9 protein-coding genes are annotated in these 17,362 nt (G+C 70.1%); 1 reads left to right on the forward strand and 8 read right to left on the reverse strand.

Annotated features, from left to right (window positions below; all coding sequences use genetic code 11):
• Positions 1-88 precede the first annotated feature (88 nt).
• The 5 genes from glgB to AB5J49_RS32765 all read right to left on the reverse strand — a co-directional run bounded on the left by glgB (position 89) and on the right by AB5J49_RS32765 (position 9,605).
• Positions 89-2,803 (reverse strand): 1,4-alpha-glucan branching enzyme, encoded by a 2,715-nt coding sequence (gene glgB / locus AB5J49_RS32745; RefSeq protein ID WP_369172467.1) that lies wholly within the window; start codon positions 2,801-2,803, stop codon positions 89-91.
• A complete protein-coding gene (locus AB5J49_RS32750) occupies positions 2,800-4,281 on the reverse strand; it encodes a maltokinase (protein WP_369172468.1) in 1,482 nt (493 codons plus the stop codon). Before AB5J49_RS32750 ends, glgB begins: the two co-directional genes overlap by 4 nt.
• An 85-nt stretch (positions 4,282-4,366) precedes the next feature.
• Entirely contained in the window at positions 4,367-6,067 is a 1,701-nt protein-coding gene (gene treS, locus AB5J49_RS32755; protein ID WP_369172469.1) for a maltose alpha-D-glucosyltransferase, read from the reverse strand.
• Positions 6,064-8,175: an alpha-1,4-glucan--maltose-1-phosphate maltosyltransferase gene (locus tag AB5J49_RS32760; RefSeq protein WP_369172470.1), complete on the reverse strand. Its 2,112-nt coding sequence runs from the start codon at positions 8,173-8,175 to the stop codon at positions 6,064-6,066. Before AB5J49_RS32760 ends, treS begins: the two co-directional genes overlap by 4 nt.
• Before the next feature lie 227 nt (positions 8,176-8,402).
• A complete protein-coding gene (locus AB5J49_RS32765; RefSeq protein ID WP_369172471.1) occupies positions 8,403-9,605 on the reverse strand; it encodes a S8 family peptidase in 1,203 nt (400 codons plus the stop codon).
• A gap of 320 nt (positions 9,606-9,925) precedes the next feature.
• Between AB5J49_RS32765 and AB5J49_RS32770 the strand changes: the two genes are divergently transcribed.
• A complete protein-coding gene (locus AB5J49_RS32770; protein ID WP_369172472.1) occupies positions 9,926-12,544 on the forward strand; it encodes a glycosyltransferase family 1 protein in 2,619 nt (872 codons plus the stop codon).
• A 24-nt stretch (positions 12,545-12,568) separates the two neighbouring features.
• On the opposite strand, the gene AB5J49_RS32775 is transcribed toward AB5J49_RS32770, so the two are convergent.
• From AB5J49_RS32775 to AB5J49_RS32785, 3 genes are all read right to left on the reverse strand, one after another.
• Positions 12,569-13,081 carry a DUF1990 domain-containing protein gene (locus AB5J49_RS32775; RefSeq protein WP_369172473.1) on the reverse strand — a complete coding sequence of 171 codons (513 nt, stop codon included), beginning with the start codon at positions 13,079-13,081 and terminating at the stop codon, positions 12,569-12,571.
• A 93-nt stretch (positions 13,082-13,174) separates the two neighbouring features.
• Complete coding sequence (locus AB5J49_RS32780) at positions 13,175-14,839, reverse strand: M4 family metallopeptidase (RefSeq protein WP_369172474.1); 1,665 nt, start codon at positions 14,837-14,839, stop codon at positions 13,175-13,177.
• Positions 14,840-15,052: 213 nt separating this feature from the next.
• The gene (locus AB5J49_RS32785; RefSeq protein ID WP_369172475.1) at positions 15,053-17,119 is read right to left on the reverse strand and encodes a M4 family metallopeptidase; all 2,067 of its coding nucleotides are present in this window, start codon (positions 17,117-17,119) and stop codon (positions 15,053-15,055) included.
• Positions 17,120-17,362 lie beyond the last annotated feature (243 nt).

Raw genomic sequence — 17,362 nt, forward strand, 5'->3', positions numbered from 1 at the left:
ATTCAGCCCCTCCGGCGTTTGAGGAGCGGGGTCGAAGGGGCGGAGCCCCTTCAGGACGGGACGGGTAGGGGCGGCGGGGGCGAGGAAACTACGCCGGGCGCAGCCACACCGTCGCCAACGGCGGCAACGTCAGCCGGATGCTCGCCGCGCGGCCGTGCCACGGCTGGGCCTCCGGCTTGATCGGGTCGGGGTTCGTCACGTCGCTGCCGCCGTACCTCGCCGCGTCGGTGTTCAGCGTCTCGTGCCAGGCCGGCACGTCGTCCGGCACGCCGAGGCGGTAGTCCTGGCGGACGACCGGCGACAGATTCGACACCGCCAGCAGCGGAGCGCCCTCGGCGTCGTAGCGCAGGAACGCGAAGACGTTGTCGTCGGCCGCGTCGCCGACCACCCACTGGAAGCCGGACGGATCGGTGTCCCGTTGCCACAGGGCCGGGGTGTGGCGGTAGACCGTGTTCAGGTCGCGGACCAGGTCCCGCACGCCCCGGTGGTCGGGCTCCGCCCCGTACGCCGGGTCCAGCAGCCACCAGTCCGGGCCGTGCGCCTCGGACCACTCGGCGCCCTGCGCGAACTCCTGGCCCATGAAGAGCAGTTGCTTGCCGGGGTGGGCCCACATGTAGCCCAGGTACGCGCGGTGGTTGGCCCGCTGCTGCCACCAGTCGCCCGGCATCTTCGACACCAGGGACCGCTTGCCGTGCACCACCTCGTCGTGGGAGATGGGCAGGACGTAGTTCTCGCTGTAGGCGTACACCATCGAGAAGGTCATCTCGTTGTGGTGGTACTTGCGGTGCACCGGCTCCTTGGCCATGTACTCCAGCGAGTCGTGCATCCAGCCCATGTTCCACTTCAGCCCGAAGCCGAGGCCCCCGAAGCCGCCCGGGCCCGCCACGTGCGTCGGGCGGGTCACGCCGTCCCAGGCCGTGGACTCCTCCGCGATCGTCACGACCCCGGGGTTGCGCCGGTACACGGTCGCGTTCATCTCCTGCAGGAATGCCACCGCGTCCAGGTTCTCCCGGCCCCCGTGCTCGTTCGGGACCCACTGGCCCGGCTCGCGCGAGTAGTCCAGGTAGAGCATGGAGGCGACGGCGTCCACACGCAGGCCGTCGATGTGGAACTCCTCGCACCAGTACGTGGCGTTGGCGACGAGGAAGTTGCGCACCTCGCGCCGCCCGAAGTCGAACTCCAGGGTGCCCCAGTCGGGGTGCGCGGAGCGCAGCGGGTCCTCGTGCTCGTAGAGCGGACGGCCGTCGAACTCGGCCAGCGCCCAGTCGTCGCGCGGGAAGTGCGCCGGCACCCAGTCCATCAGGACGCCGATCCCGGCCTGGTGCAGGGCGTCGACCAGGAACTTGAAGTCGTCCGGCGTACCGAGGCGGGCCGTGGGTGCGTAGAGGCCGGTGACCTGGTAGCCCCAGGAGCCGCCGAAGGGGTGCTCGGCGACCGGCATCAGCTCGACGTGCGTGAAGCCCAGGTCCTTGACGTACGCCGGGAGCTGCTCGGCCAGTTGACGGTACGTCAGCCCAGGTCGCCAGGACGCCAGATGGACCTCGTACACCGAGAACGGCGCCTCATGGGTCGGGATCTCCCCGCGCCGCGCCAGCCAGTCCGCGTCACCCCACTCGTGCTGCGAGGCGTGCACGATGGACGACGTGTTGGGCGGGGCCTCCGTGCGGCGGGCCATCGGGTCGGCGCGCAGTGTCTTCGAGCCGTCGGGCCGGGTGATCTCGAACTTGTACAGCTCGCCCTCGCCGATGCCGGGCACGAACAGCTCCCAGACGCCGGTGCCGCCGAGCGAGCGCATCGGATAGCCCGTGCCGTCCCAGAAGTTGAAGGTGCCGGCCAGGGACACGCCCCGCGCGTTCGGCGCCCACACCGTGAACCGGGTGCCGGTCACGCCCTGGTGCGTCATCGGCTCGGCGCCGAGCGCCCGCCACAGCTCCTCGTGCCGTCCCTCACCGATCAGATGCAGGTCGAGCTCGCCCAGCGCGGGCAGGAAACGGTACGCGTCCTCGGTCTCCTGGACCGACCCCTCGTACGCCACGAGGAGCTGGTAGTCCTCCGGTACGTCCCGCAGGGGCACGAGCCCCGAGAAGAACCCCTCCGCGTCGTCGTGCAGCTCTGCCCGCAGGTCGCCCGCGACGACGGTGACCGACAGGGCGTACGGCCGAAAGGCCCGGAAGGCGACCCCGCCGGGCACCGGATGCGCGCCGAGCACGGAGTGCGGGGCGTGGTGGGTGCCGCTGAGGAGACGGTCGCGGTCGACGGCGTCGAGGGCGGGGGAGACCGCCACGGGTGCCTGCGGCGGCGGGGCGGAGTGCGCAGCCGTGACCTTCTCGGCGGTTACCGCCTCTGCCGCGGGCTTGCGGGCGGGCGCCTTCTGCGCCGGGATCTTCTTCGCGGTGGCCTTCTGCGCGGGGATCTTCTTGGCGGCGGCCTTCTTCGGGGTGGTGCTCTTCGGCGTGGTCGTGCTCTTCGCGGTGGTGGTCTTCGCGGCCGTCTTCTTGGCTACGGCCTTCTTCGCGACGGCTTTCTCGGCGGCGGCCTTCTTGGCCGGCGCCTTCTTCGCGGGGGCTTTCTTCGCAGCCGCCTTCTTCGCCGCGCCGGCCTTCGGAGCCGCTTTCTTCGCCGCCTTCTTCGCCGTCCCCTTCTTCATGGCCTCCGCGGCCTTTTCGGCGGCCTTGGCCGTGCCAGCCGTCGCCTTCTTCGCGACGCTCGTCTTCTCGGCCTTCTCCTCGGCCTTCTCCACGGTCGGCTTCTCGGCCGTCTTCTGCGGATGGGGACCGCTGGAGGGAGTGGTGCGGGGGGTCACGGGCGGGGCCTCCTCGGCGAGGGTGGGGATACGGGGGTGGACGGGGACAGGGGCGGAGACGGGGACGGGGACGGGGACGGGGGATTGGGGCCGGTGTCCGCGGCCAGGCGGCGTATCGCGGACAGCGGTACCGGGAGCCAGTCGGGGCGGTGGCGGGCCTCGTAGACGACCTCGTAGATCGCCTTGTCGGTCTCGTACGCGCGCAGCAGCACCGGATCGGTCCGCGGATCGGCTCCGCTGACCTGCGCGTATCCGGAGCAGTAGGCGGCCCGGCAGGTGTCGGCCCAGGCCCGTACCGGTGGGTCGGCCGAGTGGGCGGCGTAGTCGAAGGAACGCAGCATCCCCGCGACGTCCCGCACCGGAGGCTGCGGCATCCGCCGTTCGGCCAGCGGCTTCGACGGCTCGCCCTCGAAGTCGATCAGCCACCACTGCCCCGCGGGTGAGCGCAGGCACTGCCCGAGGTGCAGGTCGCCGTGGATGCGCTGGGCGGTCCAGGTGCAGCCCTCGGCGGCCAGGTCGGCCAGCGCCTCGAAGGCGGAGCGCAGACCGGGCGCGTACGGCCGTAGCGCGGGCACCGCCTGCGCGGCCGCGTCCAGCCGTTCGACCATGCCGTCGACCAGTTGCTGCACCTGCACGTGGCCCAGCGTCACCGTCGGCAGGGTGCGGGCCAGCGCCATGTGCACCTCGGCGGTCGCGCGCCCGAGCGCCCGCGCCGCGGCGGCGAAGTCCTCGCCCTTGGCCAGTTCGCGCAGCGCCAGCTCCCAGCCGTCCGCCGCGCCCTGCACGAAGGGCTGGAGCACGCCGAGGACGTAACCCTCGCCGGCCAGTTCCGCCCGGATCCACGCCGTCGGCGCGGGCACCCGGTCGCAGCTCTCGCGGGCCAGCGCCAGCGGCAGCTCCAGGTCGGGATTGACGCCGGGCACGATGCGGCGCAACAGCTTCAGGATGAACGTATCGCCGTAGACGACCGACGAGTTCGACTGCTCGGAGGTGACCAGGCGCGGCACCAGGCCGGACCGGATCTCCTGGCTTTCGTCCCGCTCGAAACGCAGCGCGCCGATCCGGGCCCCGGTGCGCAGCGCCTCCAGGAGCAGCTCGGTGGGGCGGGGGTCGTACAGGGCGTCGTACACCGTGCGTCCGGCGAGCGGGCCCTCGGCCACGTGTCCGATCAGCGCGGGCGCGAGCCGCGGCGGCAGCGCCTCGCGCTCTCCTATGAGGAGCTGGTAGCAGTCCGCGGGCTGCTCGGGTGCGCCCGACAAGGGCGCGAGTGGCTGATGGGCGCGCACCAGCAGGTGGTACAGGCCCAGCTTGCCGCCGGGCGGCAGCAGCTCGGTGGCCGCCACCAGCGAGAACCCGGTGACCGGACGCCCCTTGCCCGCGAACCAGCGCTGCCGTGGCAGCCACTCCCTCAGGAGCGGGTCCAACGACGCAAGGAGGCCGGGAGGGGTCGTAAGGGTGCGGGTGACGGCTTTCGACATGGCGTCACGTCCTTTCCCCGGGCCGGTCGGGGTGTTACTGATGCGTGCCCCGGGCGGGGCGGGAGAACCCGCCCCGCCCGGGCTGTCAGGCGGCGTCCTTGCGGAGCCGGAACCAGTAGAAGCCGTGGCCCCCGAGAGTCAGCAAGTACGGCAGCTCACCGATGGCCGGGAATCGCACCCCGCCGAACAGTTCGGTCGGATGCCGCCCCTCGAACCTTCGGAGATCCAGTTCCGTCGGCTGCGCGAACCGGGAGAAGTTGTTCACGCACAGGACGAGATCGTCCTCGTATTCGCGCAGGAAGGCGATCACGGCCGGATTCGACGACTGGAGTTCCGTGTACGAGCCGAGTCCGAAGGCCGGGTTCTGCTTGCGGATCTCGATCATGCGGCGGGTCCAGTGCAGGAGAGAGGACGGCGAGGACATGGACGCCTCGACATTCGTCACCTGGTAGCCGTAGACCGGGTCCATGATCGTGGGCAGGAACAGCCGCCCCGGGTCGCTCGACGAGAAACCGGCGTTGCGGTCGGGGGTCCACTGCATCGGTGTGCGGACGGCGTCGCGGTCGCCGAGCCAGATGTTGTCGCCCATGCCGATCTCGTCGCCGTAGTAGAGGATCGGCGAGCCGGGGAGCGACAGCAGCAGCGCGGTGAACAGCTCGATCTGGTTGCGGTCGTTGTCGAGCAGCGGGGCCAGCCTGCGGCGGATGCCGATGTTGGCGCGCATCCGCGGGTCCTTGGCGTACTCCGCGTACATGTAGTCGCGCTCTTCGTCGGTGACCATTTCGAGGGTCAGCTCGTCGTGGTTGCGCAGGAAGATGCCCCACTGGCAGCCGGAGGGGATGGCCGGGGTCTTGGCGAGGATTTCCGAGACCGGGTAGCGGGATTCCCGCCGTACGGCCATGAAGATCCGCGGCATCACCGGGAAGTGGAAGGCCATGTGGCATTCGTCGCCGCCGCTTTGGAAGTCGCCGAAATAGTCGACGACGTCCTCCGGCCACTGGTTCGCTTCCGCCAGCAGCACCGTGTCCGGGTATTGGGCGTCGATCTCCTTCCGTACCCGCCTGAGGAAGGCGTGGGTCGCGGGAAGGTTCTCGCAGTTCGTGCCCTCCTGGGAATACAGATACGGCACCGCGTCCAGCCGGAATCCGTCGATTCCCAGATCCAGCCAGAACTTCAGCGCCGAGAGGATCTCCTCCTGCACGGCCGGGTTCTCGTAGTTCAGGTCCGGCTGGTGGGAGAAGAAGCGGTGGAAGAAGTACTGCTTGCGGACCGGGTCGAAGGTCCAGTTGGAGGCCTCGGTGTCGACGAAGATGATGCGGGCGTCGGCGTACTGCTTGTCGTCGTCGGCCCACATGTAGTAGTCGCCGTAGGGGCCGTCGGGGTCTTTCCTCGATTCCTGGAACCACGGGTGCTGGTCGCTGGTGTGGTTCATGACGAAGTCGATGATGACCCGCATGCCGCGCTGGTGGGCGGAGTCCACGAAGTCCACGAAGTCGGCGAGGTCGCCGAACTCGGGCAGCACGGACGTGTAGTCGGAGACGTCGTAGCCGCCGTCCTTGAGCGGCGACTTGAAGAAGGGCGGCAGCCACAGGCAGTCGACGCCGAGCCATTGCAGGTAGTCGAGTTTGGCGGTGAGGCCTTTGAGGTCGCCGACTCCGTCGCCGTTGCTGTCCTGGAAGGAGCGCACCAGGACCTCGTAGAAGACGGCGCGCTTGAACCAATCCGGGTCACGATCCTTGGCAGGCGTGTCCTCGAAGGTGTCCTGAACGGGCTCGTTGACGATCATTTTGTGGGTGACCCTCCGATCTGCGGGGTGGACGGTCGCAGGACGGTGAGGATGTGCGCGGGACGAGTGCCCGGTTCGAGACGCACGTAATTCGCCCTGCCCCAGTGATAGGTCTCGCCGGTGAGCTCGTCGCGCACCGGCACCGACTCGTGCCATTCCAGGCCGAGTTGCGGCATGTCCAACGAGACCGTGGCCTCCTGGGTGTGGTGAGGGTCGAGGTTGGCGACCACCAGAACCGTGTTCGAACCGCTTCGCTTCGAATAAGCGATCACGGCTTCCTTGTCCGTGTGATGGAAGTGGAGGTCGCGCAACTGCCGCAGGGCCGGATTGGCCCGTCGGACGGCGTTGAGCTGGGTGATCAGGGGGGCGATGGTGCGGCCTTCGCGTGCGGCGGCTTCCCAGTCGCGGGGCCGCAGCTGGTACTTCTCCGAGTGGAGGTACTCCTCGCTGCCGTTGCGCAGGGGGGTGTTCTCGCAGAGCTCGTAGCCGCTGTAGATGCCCCAGGTGGGGGAGAGGGTGGCGGCCAGCACGGCGCGGAGCTCGAAGGCGGGCCGTCCGCCGTGCTGGAGGAATTCGTGCAGGATGTCGGGGGTGTTGGCGAAGAAGTTGGGCCGCATGTAGGCGGCCGCCTCGCCGGACAGCTCGGTCAGGTACTCGGTGAGTTCCTGCTTGCTGTTGCGCCAGGTGAAGTAGGTGTACGACTGCTGGAAGCCGGTCTGGGCGAGGGTGTGCATCATCGCCGGGCGGGTGAACGCCTCGGCCAGGAAGATCACGTCCGGGTCGGTGCGGTTGATGTCCGCGATGACCTTCTGCCAGAACACGACCGGTTTGGTGTGCGGGTTGTCGACGCGGAAGATCCGCACGCCGTGGGCCATCCAGTGCCGCAGGACGCGCAGGGTCTCGGTGATCAGGCCGTCCATGTCGGCGTCGAAGGCGATGGGGTAGATGTCCTGGTACTTCTTCGGCGGGTTCTCGGCGTAGGCGATCGTGCCGTCGGCGCGGTGGTGGAACCACTCGGGGTGTTTGTGGACCCAGGGGTGGTCGGGGGAGCACTGCAGGGCGAAGTCGAGGGCGATCTCCAGGCCGAGTTCCGTTGCCCGGGCCACGAAGTGGTCGAAGTCCTCGATGGTGCCCAGGTCGGGGTGGACGGCGTCGTGGCCGCCTTCGGGGGAGCCGATCGCCCAGGGCACGCCGACGTCTTCGGGGCCGGCGGAGAGGGTGTTGTTCGGGCCCTTGCGGAAGGTCGTGCCGATGGGGTGGATGGGCGGGAGGTAGACCACGTCGAAGCCCATCGCGGCGATCGCCGGCAACCGCCGTGCGGCGGTGCGGAAGGTGCCGTGGGGCTGCTGCGGGGTGCCCTCGGAGCGGGGGAAGAACTCGTACCAGGAGCCGTACAGGGCCCGCTCGCGCTCCACCAGCAGCGGCAGCGGATCCGTCACGGTGACCAGATCCCGCAACGGATACCGCCCCAACACCGCATCCACCTCGGGCGTCAGCGCGGCCGCCAACCGCCAGGCGGCCGGGCGGCTCTCGTCCCGCAGGGCCTCGACGGCCGCGAGGATCACTTGCCGTCCCTCGCCCTCGGGCACCGAGGCGGCCGCACGCTCGTACAGCCGCGCGCCCTCCTCCAGGACCAGGTCGGTGTCCATGCCGGCCGGGATCTTGATCTGGGCGTGGTGCCGCCAGGTCGTGACCGGATCGCCCCAGGCCTCGACCCGATACGTCCAGTGGCCGGGCTCGCCGGCGGTGACGATGGCGCCCCAGCGGTCGGTGCCCGGGGCCAGTTCACGCATCGGTGTCCAGCGGCCCGGACGGCCTTCCGGGTCGCTCAGGACGACATTGGCGGCGACGGCGTCATGCCCCTCGCGGAACACGGTGGCCGAGATCTCGAAGGTCTCGCCGGTCACCGCTTTGGCGGGCCTGCGCCCGTGCTGGACGATCGGGCGGACGTCGAGGACGGGTATGCGCCCGACGCCGCCGGCCGTGTCGCTCGCGGAGGGTCGCTCCCGAGTCGGCGGTCCGGTGTCGGCGGTGACGGTGCGCGGGACGGGGGGTGCGTCGGTGCTGGACGTCGGGGGTGAGGACGACTGGTGGTGCATGGCGGGCATGACCGCTCCTGTCCGCGTCAACTTGGGTGGGCGGATGGCTGTGGGGAGGTGGGTCCTGCGTGTGCGCGCCCGGGGGCGCACAGGTGGGGTGTACCGGAGGAGCCTTCCCACCCTATTCGGGTACGCAATCCGGCACTTTGTTAACTACTCACGCGTATGTCTACACACAAGACCGGCCCCGTTCCGCAGGAACGGGGCCGATGCCTCCACTTGGCCGACAACAGGCGCTACGAGCCCGGTACTTGCAGGAGTCTGTCCGGTGAGCCGAGCCCTCGGCCGGAGACCTTGCCGGAAGCCGCCTGCGCCACCAACGCCTTGGACACCTGTGCGGGCCCGGCCTTGGGATGGTCGGCCAGATAGAGCGCGGCCACGCCCGCCGCGTGCGGCGACGCCATCGACGTACCGGAGAAGGTCGCCTTGCCGGTGTCGTTCGCGTACGACGCGGAGGTGATCGACACGCCCGGGGCGAACAGGTCCAGGACCGAGCCGAAGTTGGAGAAGCCCGCCCGCGCGTCCTTGTCGTCCGTCGCGCCCACGGTGATGGCCTCCTTCACCGCCGCGGGGGAGTACAGGTCGGCCGGCAGCCCGTCGTTGCCCGCCGCGACCGTGTAGGTGACGCCGGACGCGATGGAGTTGCGTACGGCGGCGTCCAGCTGCGTGTTGCGGTAGCCGCCGAGGCTGACGTTGGCGACCGCGGGCTTCTTCGCGTGCTTGGTCACCCAGTCGATGCCCGCGATGACCTGGGCCGTGGTGCCGCTGCCGGCGTTGTCGAGGACGCGTACGGCGACGACCTCGGCGTTCTTGGCGACGCCGTACCGGCCGCCCGCGACCGTGCCGGCGACATGGGTGCCGTGGCCGTTGCCGTCGCTCGCGGTCCGGTCGTCGCCGACGAAGTCCCAGCCGTAGCTCGCCCGGCCGCCGAAGTCCTTGTGCGAGATGCGGATGCCGGTGTCGATCACGTACACCGTCACTCCGGCGCCCCCGGACTCGGGCCAGGTGTAGCTCTTGTTCAGCGGCAGGTTGCGCTGGTCGATGCGGTCGAGCCCCCAGGACGGCGGGTTCTTCTGGGCGTGGGCCGGCGTCACGCGGGTGTCCTGGACGACCGAGGCGACACGGGAGTCGGCTGCGAGCCGCTTGGCCTGTCTCTCGCTGGCCCGGACGGCGTAGCCGTTGAGGACCGTGCCGTAGGTATGGCTGATTTTCGCCCCGTACTTCTCGGCGAGGCTCTTTCCGGCCGTCGACGGAGCCTTCGTTCCCCCCTTGAGTGTCACCAGGTAACTGCCGCTGACGGAACCGGGTTCTCCGGCGCCGAGTATCTGCCCCTCCGGTGCGGCGTGCGCGGGCATGGTGGTGGCCGAAAGCGCGGCGACACAGGTCACCGCGGTCAGGCCACCGGCCCAGCGCAGACGCCGTATGCGCGTCCGTGCCATGGTGTGAGTCCCCTCCTCAACTCGGCGCACGGCGGCCCTGGTTCGCCGGGTGCACCCGACGTGGGCCGGTGCGCCACGGTCAGCCTCTCGTGCCGTGAGAAGTCGCCACAAGGACGCCTACGGGGGCGGAATCGGCCATATCGCCCATGGGGGATGTGTAAAGGTTGCGGCACTTTTCGGACGGACGTGCTCTTTCCCCTGAGCTTGACAGCCGCAAAACGCACTGTGGTGACGAAGCCCCGCATACCGATACCGTCGGGGGCGATGACGGGACCCACACCGCCGTGTGTCCCCTGCCACGCGCTGCCCGAGGTGGAACCGTGAAGGCGATCCGTCGATTCACCGTCCGTCCAGTCCTCCCCGCACCCCTCCGGCCCCTCAGCGATCTGGCGCGCAACCTGCGCTGGTCCTGGCATGCGGAGACCCGCGACCTCTTCCAGTCCGTGGACCCCGAGTGCTGGGCCGCCTCGGGCAACGACCCCGTACGGCTGCTGGGCAGCGTGTCGCCCGGGCGGCTCGCGGAGCTGGCCGAGGACCGCCGGTTCCTGGACCGGCTGACCGCGGCCGCCGGTGACCTCGACGACTACGTCTCGGGCGAGCGCTGGTACCAGGGCCGGCCCGCGGGACTCCCCGCCGCCGTCGCCTACTTCTCCCCCGAGTTCGGCATCACGGCCGCTCTGCCCCAGTACTCCGGCGGTCTCGGCATCCTCGCCGGCGACCATCTCAAGGCGGCCAGCGACCTCGGCGTCCCCCTCATCGGGGTGGGGCTGCTGTACCGGCACGGCTACTTCCGGCAGACCCTGTCCCGGGACGGCTGGCAGCAGGAGCACTACCCGGTACTGGACCCCAACGAGCTGCCCGTGGCCCTCCTGAAGGAACCCGACGGCACCCCCACCCGGATCTCCCTCGCCCTGCCCGGCGGCAGGCAGCTGCACGCCCGCGTCTGGCTCGCCCAGGTCGGCCGCGTCCCCCTGCTGATGCTCGACTCCGACGTCGAGGAGAACGACCTCGGCGAACGCGGCGTGACCGACCGGCTGTACGGCGGCGGCAGCGAGCACCGCCTGCTGCAGGAAATGCTGCTGGGCATAGGAGGAGTGCGGGCGGTCCGGACGTACTGCCGCCTGACCGGCCATCCGACCCCCGAGGTCTTCCACACCAACGAGGGCCACGCCGGCTTCCTGGGCCTGGAGCGCATCGCCGAACTGCACACCGAGGGCCTGGACTTCGACTCGGCGCTGGAAGCCGTCCGCGCCGGCACGGTCTTCACCACCCACACCCCCGTCCCGGCCGGCATCGACCGCTTCGACCGCGAGCTGGTCGCCCACCACTTCGGCCCCGACGCCGAACTCCCGGCCATCGACGTCGAGCGCATCCTCCGGCTCGGCATGGAGACCTACCCCGGCGGCGAACCCAACCTCTTCAACATGGCGGTGATGGGCCTGCGCCTGGGCCAGCGGGCCAACGGCGTCTCCCTCCTCCACGGCAACGTCAGCCGCGAGATGTTCTCGGGACTGTGGCCGGGATTCGACCCCGACGAGGTGCCCATCACCTCGGTCACCAACGGCGTCCACGCCCCGACCTGGGTCGCCCCCGAGGTCTTCCGCCTCGGCGCCCGCCAGATCGGCCGCCGGCGTACCGAGGACGCCATGACCGTCGGCGGCTCGGACCGCTGGGACGCGGTCGCGGAGATCCCCGACCAGGACATCTGGGAGCTGCGCCGGAACCTGCGCGAGCGGCTGGTGACGGAGGTACGGGACCGGCTGCGCACCTCCTGGCGGCAACGCGGCGCCGGGACGGCCGAGCTGGGCTGGGTCGACGGTGTCCTGGACCCCGACGTCCTGACGATCGGCTTCGCGCGCCGCGTCCCGTCGTACAAGCGCCTCACACTGATGCTCCGCGACCGCGACCGCCTGATGGACCTGCTCCTGCACCCGGAGCGCCCGATCCAGATCGTGGTCGCGGGCAAGGCGCACCCGGCGGACGACGGCGGGAAGCGCCTGGTCCAGGAGTTGGTGAGGTTCGCCGACGACCCGCGGGTCCGTCACCGCATCGTCTTCCTGCCGGACTACGGCATGGCGATGGCGCAGAAGCTCTACCCCGGCTGTGACATCTGGCTGAACAACCCGCTCAGGCCGTTGGAGGCGTGCGGCACGTCGGGCATGAAGGCGGCCCTGAACGGGTGCTTGAACCTCTCTGTCCTGGACGGCTGGTGGGACGAGTGGTTCCAGCCGGACTTCGGCTGGGCCGTCCCCACCGCGGACGGCACCGGCACGGACCCGGACCACCGCGACGACCTGGAGGCGGCGGCGCTGTACGACCTGCTGGAACAGCGTGTCACGCCCCGCTTCTACGAGCGCGGCCAGGGCGGCCTGCCGGACCGCTGGATCGAGATGGTCCGCCAGACCCTGATGCTGCTGGGCCCGAAGGTCCTGGCGGGCAGGATGGTCCGCGAATACGTCGAGCGTCTCTACACCCCGGCCGCGCACGCCCACCGCGCGATGACACCGGACGCGGCGCGCGAGCTGGCGGCCTGGAAGGCGCGGGTGCGTGCGGCCTGGCACGGCGTCACGGTCGACCATGTGGAGACGTCCGCCGCGACCCCCACCGCGGAACTCGGCTCGACGCTCAGCCTCCGGGTGCGGGTGGGGCTGGGCGACCTCGGGCCGGACGACGTCGAGGTCCAGGCGGTCTCGGGGCGCGTGGACTCCGAGGACCGCATCGCGGACGCGTCGACGGTACCGCTGAAGTCGGCGGGGAGCCCGGACGCGGAGGGGCGGTGGGTGTACGAGGGTCCGCTGTCCCTGGACCGGACGGGGCCGTACGGCTATACGGTCCGGATTCTTCCGGCTCATCGGTTGCTGGCGTCCGGGGCGGAGCTGGGGTTGGTGGCGGTGCCTTCGGAGGGGGTGGGGGAGGGGGCCGGCGTGTTGATGCGGTGACGCCGTCGAGGGCTGAGGGGTTCCTCAGCCCTCCTCGATCTCTCGCTCGCACAGCTGCCGCAGCACGTTGCCGCACCGCCGCGCGTAAGCATGCTGCAATCCCCGGGTGGCCGGACCCCCCGCCCGCGCGTACCACTTCGCCCCCCGGCTGAACGCGTTCACCGTCAGCCACACCGTGCCGTCCCCCGTGCGGTCCACGATGAACGACTCCTCGCCGCACTCGGGATGACCGGAAAGCGTGCCGTACGCCCAGCCGGTGCGGCGGTGCTCCTCCACCGTCCACACCACCCGGCACGGCGCTTTGATCATGCCGGCGAGGGTGACCGTGACGTCGACGTCGGGGGCCGCGCGGTCGGCCGACGCGTCTATGCCGACGCCCATCGCGCGGTGCATCTCCCAGGTCATGACCGCGTCGGCGGCTCTGCGGAGCACGTGCTCGCCCTCGCCTATGCGGGTGCGTACGTGCAGGGGGTGGAAGCCGGGCGGGCAGAAGCCGGGCTCGCGGGACGCGCCGACGTGGTCGTACGTGAAGGACATGGGGCCCAAGCGTAAGGCGGCACCCGGGGATGCCTTCGTCCCGGGTGCCGCCCCACTCAGTCCTGCGGTCGGTCCTGCTTCAACAGGCCTGCGTCAGCTGACGTTGATCGCCGACCACGCGGCCGCCACAGCCTTGTACTCCGTGCTGCTGGTGCCGCCGTACAGGGCGGACGCCGCGCTCAGGGTCGCCGTACGGGCGGCCTTGTAGTTGGTCGTCGACGTCATGTACTCGGTCAGGGCCTTGTACCAGATCGCGGCGGCCTTGGCGCGGCCGATGCCGGTGACCGTGGAGCCGTTGGACGTCGGGGAGTTGTAGCTGACCCCGTTGATCGTCTTGGCGCCGCTGCCCTCCGAAAGGAGGTAGAAGAAGTGGTTCGCGGGGCCCGACGAGTAGTGGACGTCCAGGCCGCCGAGCGACGACGACCAGCTGTCCTTGGACCCGCCGTCCTTGCTGGGCTTGTCCATGTAGCGCAGCGGGGTGCCGTCGCCGTTGATGTCGATCTTCTCGCCGATGAGGTAGTCGCCGACGTCGTTGGAGTTCGCCGCGTAGAACTCCACCGCCGTGCCGAAGATGTCGGAGGTCGCCTCGTTGAGGCCGCCCGACTCGCCGGAGTAGTTCAGGCCCGCGGTGTTCGAGGTGACGCCGTGGGTCATCTCGTGGCCGGCCACGTCGAGCGACGTCAGGGGCTTGGTGTTGCCCTCGCCGTCGCCGTACGTCATGCAGAAGCAGCTGTCGTCCCAGAACGCGTTGACGTAGGCGTTGCCGTAGTGGACGCGGGAGTAGGCGGCCTTGCCGTCGTTCTTGATGCCGCTGCGGCCGAAGGTGTTCTTGTAGAAGTCCCAGGTGACCTGGGCGCCGTAGGCGGCGTCGACGGCGGCCGTCTGGTCGCTGGAGGAGCTGGAGGCGGCGCCGGTGCCCCACGTGTCGTCCGCGTCGGTGAACAGCGTGCCCGCGGAGGAGCTGGTGCTGCGGGCCTTGTTGTACGTCTTGTGGCCGCCGCGCCCGCCGTCGGTGAGGTTGTACGTCGAACCCGACAGGGTCGTGCCGAGGGTGACGGTGCCCGAGTAGAGGCTCTTGCCGCTGCCGGTCTCGATGCCCTGGTACTCGAACAGCTTCTTGCCGGTGGCGGCGTCGGTGATGACGTGCAGTTCGTTCGGGGTGCCGTCCTCCTGCAGGCCGCCGACGACCGTCTCGTAGGCAAGGGTCGGCTTGCCGTTCGCGGCCCAGATCACCTTGCGGGGCGCCTGGTCCGCCTCGGTCTTCTCCGAGCCGGCCGCCTTGGCCTGCTTCAGGGCCTGGCCCTCGGCCTTGGCCGCGGTGATCGCCGGCTTGAGCGAGGCGACCTTGATGGTGGCCTTCGTCGCCTTGGTGACGCCCTTGGTGGCGCCGGACGCCGTCTCGTGGACGACGAGGTCGCCGCCGAGGACGGGCAGGCCCGCGTAGGTGCGCTCGTAGCGGGTGTGGACCGTGCCGTCGGCGTCCTTGACGACGTCCTTGACGACCAGTCTCTCCTGGGCGCCGAGGCCTATCGCGTCGGCGGTCTCGGCGGCCTCTGCCTGCTGGTCCTTGATCAGCGCGGTGCGTGCCGCGGGGGCGAGCGCGACCGGGGCGGCGAGCGAGGCGGCCTTGGTGCCGGCGTCCACGGGGGCGGCGGCCGAAGTGCCGGTGGTCAGAGCGGTGGTGAGGAGAGCTCCGCCCGCCACGGCGGTGGCGATGGCCAGAGTGGTGCGCTTGCGACGCGCGTAGAGGGGGGTCACACGAGCTCCTTTTGTGGGGGAAGTGCTGGGGGGTGCTTGTGCGGCGGGTGCAGGAAGAGTGACACCTGGGGCGCGTACATGTCAGGAGGGTGCGGTGATGTTGGCCAAAACTTGACTGTCCGGTAAATGTTTCTGAAATGTGAACGGGCGCCGACCCGACGGGAGTTGAACCCGCCGGGACGGCGCCCTGTCCTTGGCAGACCGCGAACGGGCCTACGGGAAGGTGAGCTTCCAGCTGTTGATGTAGCCGGTGTCGATGGCCGCGTTGTCCTGGACGCGCAACAGCCATACGCCGTTGGCGACTTCGGAGGACGCGTTCACCGTGTACGTGGTGTTGAGGTTGTCCGAGCTGCCGCCGGTGCCGTACCCCTTCAGCGTGTACGCCGAGCCGTCGGGGGCGACCAGGTCCACCTTGAGGTCGCCGATGTAGGTGTGGACGATGTCCACGGCGACCTGGAGGTTGGACGGAGCGTTGCCGGTCCGGCCGGACACGGTGATCGGGGAGGTCACGGCCGCCCCGTTGTCCGGAATCGAAACGTCGGTTCCGCTCTCGAAGGACGTACCGCCACCGCCGCCGCCACCGTCGGAGCGCGAGCCGACGTTGATGCCCGCCCAGGCGTCCTGCACGGCCTTGTACTCGGCGCTCGTGGTGCCGTACAGCTCACCGGTCGCCGCGAGGGTGCCGGTGCGGGCGGCCGCGTAGTTGGTCGTGGAGGTGAACTTGGTGGTCAGCGCGCGGAACCAGATCTTCTCCGCCTTGTCCCGGCCGATGCCGGTGACCGGAAGACCGTCCGAGGTGGGCGAGTTGTAGGTGACACCGTTGATGGTCTTGGTGCCACTGCCCTCGGACAGGAGGTAGAAGAAGTGGTTCGCGGGGCCCGACGAGTAGTGCACGTCGATCGAGCCGATGCCCGAGTACCAGGCGTCCTTGGACGAGCCGTCCTTGCTGGGCTTGTCCATGTACCGCAACGGGGTGCCGTCGCCGTTGATGTTGATCTCCTCGCCGATGAGGTAGTCACCGACGTCGGAGGAGTTGTTGGCGTAGAACTCGACGGTCGAGCCGAAGATGTCGGAGGTGGCCTCGTTCAGACCGCCGGACTCGCCGGAGTAGTTCAGGCCCGCGGTGTTGGAGGTGAGCCCGTGGGTCATCTCGTGCGCGGCCACGTCGATCGACGTCAGCGGGTTGGTGTTGCCCGAGCCGTCGCCGTACGTCATGCAGAAGCAGCTGTCGGACCAGAACGCGTTGACGTAGTTGTTGCCGTAGTGGACCCGGGAGTACGCGCCGACGCCGTCGCCGCGGATACCCGAACGGCCGTGCACGTTCTTGTAGTAGTCCCAGGTCAGCTGCGCGCCGTAGTGCGCGTCGGCGCCGGCCGACTCCAGGTTGGACGGGCTGCCGTTGCCCCAGACGTCGTCGGGGCCGGAGAAGAGGGTGCCGGTGCCGGAGGTGCCGCGGTTCAGGTTGTACGTCTTGTGCCCGCCGCGCGCGCCGTCCGTGAGGTTGTACGTCGACCCGGACTGGGTGGTGGTGAGGTTGACCGTGCCGCTGTACACCGTGTTGCCGGTGCCGGTCTCGATCGCCTCCCACTCGTACAGCTTCGCGCCGGTGGTGGCGTCGGTGACGACGTGCAGTTCCTGCGGGGTGCCGTCGTGCTGGAAGCCGCCGACGACCGTCTCGTACGCCACGGTCGGCTTGCCGTTCGCGGCCCAGATCACCTTGCGCGGCGCCCGGTTGACGTCGGGGCTCTTGGCCTTCTCCGCCTTCGCGGCGGCCAGCGCCTGCTTCTCGGCCTTGGCCGAGGGCACGGCGGCCGTGGTGGTGGCCGGCTTGATGGCGGCGCGGGTCGCCTTGGTGACGGCCTCGGTCGCGCCGGACTTGGCCGTCTCGACGACGAGGTCACCGCCGAGGACGGGCAGACCGTCGTACGTCCGCTCGTAGCGGGTGTGGACCGTGCCGTTGCCGTCCTTGACGACGTCCCGGACGACCAGCTTCTCCTTGGCGCCGAGGCCCAGGTCCTTCGCGGTGTCCGCCTTGGTGGCGTTGGCCTCGCGTATCAGCGCGGCGCGCTGCGCCGGGGACAGCTTGACGGACTCGGCGCCCGGTATGACCTTGCCCGCGGCCGACGGTGCCTTCTCCGGGGCTGCGGTGGCGGCGCCGCTCTGGACGGCCGCGGCGATCAGGGCGGAGACGCCGACGAGAGCGACGGCGGCGGCCCGGCGGTGCGTGCTGTGACGACGCGTCGTGTGGGAGGTGCGTCTGTGGGAGGAACTGTCTCTCAACACTGACTCCTTCTGCGCGGCCGCGGATCACGCGGCCAGGGGAGACCGGCCGGCGGGTGGGCCGTCCGGGCAGAGCGGGGTGGTACGCAGAACGACGTGCGCGTGCGGAAACCGACGTGCGCGTGCGGGAGTTCCAGCCGCGGGCACCGCCGTGTGACGGTGCTGTGGGGTTGCTGTGTCGCGGCCGTGGGAAGAGTGTCAGCTGATTGCGGTTTCTGTCAGGACCGCGTCAGGAAGTTGGCC

Source organism: Streptomyces sp. R28, assembly GCF_041052385.1.
Classification (GTDB): Bacteria; Actinomycetota; Actinomycetes; order Streptomycetales; family Streptomycetaceae; genus Streptomyces.

Coding starts and splice junctions, on each gene's coding strand:
- AB5J49_RS32750 (WP_369172468.1), bottom strand. CDS start 4,281: ATGTCGAAAGCCGTCACCCGCACCCTTACGACCCCTCCCGGCCTCCTT.
- treS (WP_369172469.1), bottom strand. CDS start 6,067: ATGATCGTCAACGAGCCCGTTCAGGACACCTTCGAGGACACGCCTGCC.
- AB5J49_RS32760 (WP_369172470.1), bottom strand. CDS start 8,175: ATGCCCGCCATGCACCACCAGTCGTCCTCACCCCCGACGTCCAGCACC.
- AB5J49_RS32765 (WP_369172471.1), bottom strand. CDS start 9,605: ATGGCACGGACGCGCATACGGCGTCTGCGCTGGGCCGGTGGCCTGACC.
- AB5J49_RS32775 (WP_369172473.1), bottom strand. CDS start 13,081: ATGTCCTTCACGTACGACCACGTCGGCGCGTCCCGCGAGCCCGGCTTC.